The sequence below is a fragment of the Williamsia sp. genome (assembly GCF_016462415.1).
In the GTDB taxonomy this organism is placed as follows: Bacteria; Actinomycetota; Actinomycetes; order Mycobacteriales; family Mycobacteriaceae; genus Williamsia_A.
The window spans coordinates 1-2,746 of the sequence record NZ_JAEMTF010000206.1 but is presented as its reverse complement, the minus strand read 5'-3'; the positions used below and the strand labels follow the sequence as shown (position 1 = coordinate 2,746).

The window sequence follows — 2,746 nt, the reverse complement described above, 5'->3', positions numbered from 1 at the left end:
CGCGGGCCGATACCGCGAAAGCCGGCGACGTCGATCGACTCGAGAAATGCACCCGCAGGCTCGACATGCGCCGCGGCGCCACCCGTAGGTGTCGGTGCAGCAGGCGAGGCCGTTCCGTCGAGGTACTCGGACAACGCGGTGTCGCTCTCGAGGGCGGCCAGGACCGCATAGGCAGCCTCGTCGCTCAGCTTTGCGTCGGTCTCCACCAACGCCCAGACCGTATCGACCAATGACTCGTTCTGGTCGGCGTTCACAGAGGAGATGACGTTCCTGCTTTCGCTCAGCGGGGCTTGCGGCTATGTCTGTTCTATCGGATCAGCTGGACATGCGTACCGTTTCACACGCGAGTGTCCGAGTCACCCGATACCGTCGGTACATCTGGCCGATGAAACTGGAGGCACACCAACCGATGTGGCACGAGCATGACTGAGCCGCTACCTGATGGGCTGTACGAATCGGTTTTAAGTCACCGGCTGGACGAACTCCTTTCGAAGCAGGAGTCGACCGCGGAGTTTGAACCGCTGGGGGACGACGCGTCGCACGTACTGAGTCGCCACATCGGCGCGGCCGTCCAGCGACACCTCAGTGGCGGTAGCGCCGAGAACCGCCTGGTCCGGGCGAACGAGGTTCTCGCCATGCTTGACGACGCCGCGTCCGACGTAGTGGTGCGTCTCGATTCACTACAGTCCATCCACGCGCCGGACGCCCCTGCCCTGGCGCGTCCCCAGACGCCACTTGCCGATGTCACGCTGCTCACGAACGCGCGCGGCGAGCCCAACATGGCGGGCGAGATCGCTAAGGAGTTGGCCAGCGCCGACCAGGTCGACCTCCTCTGCGCGTTCATCCGCTTCGCCGGTATTTCGGTCCTCGACCGCCAGCTCACTGACCTACGCGAGCGGGGCATTCAGCCGCGGGTTCTGACCACGACCTACCGAGGCGCAACTGAACGCAAAGCCATCGACACGTTGGTCGAGAAATACGGCGCTAGCGTGAAGATTCGCTACGAGACTGCATCAACCCGGCTACATGCAAAAGCATGGTTGTTCCGGCGGGCTAGCGGATTCGACACCGGTTACGTTGGTAGCTCGAATTTGTCGCGGTCGGCGATGGTCGACGGTCTCGAGTGGAATGTGCGGATCTCGGGCATCTCGACGCCGACGCTCATCCGGAAATTCGAAGCCACCTTCGACACCTACTGGAACGATCCCGCGTTCACTGACTACGATCCCGCGACCGACGCTGCGAAGCTCGACCGGGCGCTCCTTGAAGCCGGCGGCGAAGGTTCTGGCAGGGAGACTCTCACTCTGTCCGGGCTGGAGGTGATGCCGTTTCCCCACCAGGAGCGGATTCTTGAGGCCCTTGAGGTCGAACGTGTGGTCCACGACCGTCATCAGAACCTTGTCGTTGCAGCTACCGGTACCGGAAAGACCGTGGTCGCGGCTCTTGACTTCAAGTCGCTCCTCGACGGACCTCCGTCCTCGCGATCGTTGCTATTCGTCGCGCATCGGCGGGAAATCCTCGAACAGTCGCTACGGATGTATCGGGAGGTGTTGGGCGACCCCAACTTCGGCGACCTTCTCGTCGACGGCAAGCGACCGTCACAGTGGCGTCATGTTTTCGCGAGTATTCAGTCGCTGACGCCCGCTACTCTCGCAAGCATCTCGCCTGACCAGTTCGATGTCGTCGTGGTGGACGAATTTCACCACGCCGACGCCGCCACCTATCGACGCCTGCTCGACCATCTGCAACCGAACGAGCTGCTGGGACTCACTGCGACACCCGAGCGAGCCGATGGCGGAGACATACTCCGGTGGTTCGGGGACCGAATTGCCTACGAGCTCCGGCTTTGGGATGCGCTGGAGCAAGACCTGTTGTGCCCGTTCCATTACTTCGGTGTCGCCGACACCACCGACCTCAGTTCGGTCACCTGGTCGCGGGGCGACTATGTGCCGTCAGCGCTGTCGGCAGTATTCACCGCCAGCGACGCACGCACACGCCTGATTCTCATTGCACTGAGGGAGAAGGTCGCCGATACCTCACGGATGCGCGCGCTCGGCTTCTGCGTGTCGGTCGACCACGCGAATCATATGGCGGAGACATTTACCAATCAGGGCATTGCATCCCTGGCCGTCACCGGCGCCACCCCACGAGCGGATCGTGATGCCGCGTTCGCCAAGCTGCGCGAAGGCACCGTTCAGTGCCTATTCGCGGTCGACGTTTTCAACGAGGGGCTCGACATCCCGTCGGTGGACACCTTGCTGCTTCTTCGCCCCACGCAGAGCGCAACGATCTTCCTTCAACAACTAGGTCGCGGGCTTCGACGCAGCCGCGGCAAAGCTGTGGTGACGGTTCTCGACTTCATCGGCCATCAGCGGGCCGAGTTTCGTTTCGACGCCAAGTTCCTGGCACTCACCGGGTCATCCCCAGACCGGTTGGCTGCGGATGTGGAGCAGGAATTTCCCTACCTGCCCGGCGGTAGCCGCATCGTGCTCGACCGCGCCGCTCGCGAGACAATCCTGGGCAATCTGCGGACCGTCCTTCGCAAGCCGAGCCGCGCAAAGCTGGTCGAGAACGTTCGAGAGCTGCAACCCTCGTCCCTGGGCGACTACTAGTCGCAGTCCAGGCGGTCGCTGGTCGAGGTCTACGGCGGCTCCGGTCTGCGCGCTTGGACGCCTCTGGTCCGCGACGCCGGGCTGCGGGCTCCAGCATCTGGTCCGGGTGAAGACGAGCTGATGAAGCGCACCCG

2 protein-coding genes are annotated in these 2,746 nt (G+C 63.1%); one reads left to right on the top strand and one right to left on the bottom strand.

Translation table 11 applies throughout. From position 1 onward, the window contains the following. Positions 1–206, bottom strand: a 206-nt coding sequence (locus tag JHC79_RS23285; RefSeq protein WP_296395400.1) for a hypothetical protein, incomplete at its 3' end; no start/stop codon positions are given. A 216-nt stretch (positions 207–422) separates the two neighbouring features. Between JHC79_RS23285 and JHC79_RS23280 the strand changes: the two genes are divergently transcribed. Further along, positions 423–2,612 carry a DEAD/DEAH box helicase family protein gene (locus tag JHC79_RS23280; RefSeq protein WP_296395398.1) on the top strand — a complete coding sequence of 730 codons (2,190 nt, stop codon included), beginning with the start codon at positions 423–425 and terminating at the stop codon, positions 2,610–2,612. The last annotated feature ends 134 nt before the right edge of the window (positions 2,613–2,746 follow it).

What these genes read in the sequence shown, in the direction of transcription:
- JHC79_RS23280 (WP_296395398.1), top strand. Translation starts at nt 423, where the DNA reads ATGACTGAGCCGCTACCTGATGGGCTGTACGAATCGGTTTTAAGTCAC.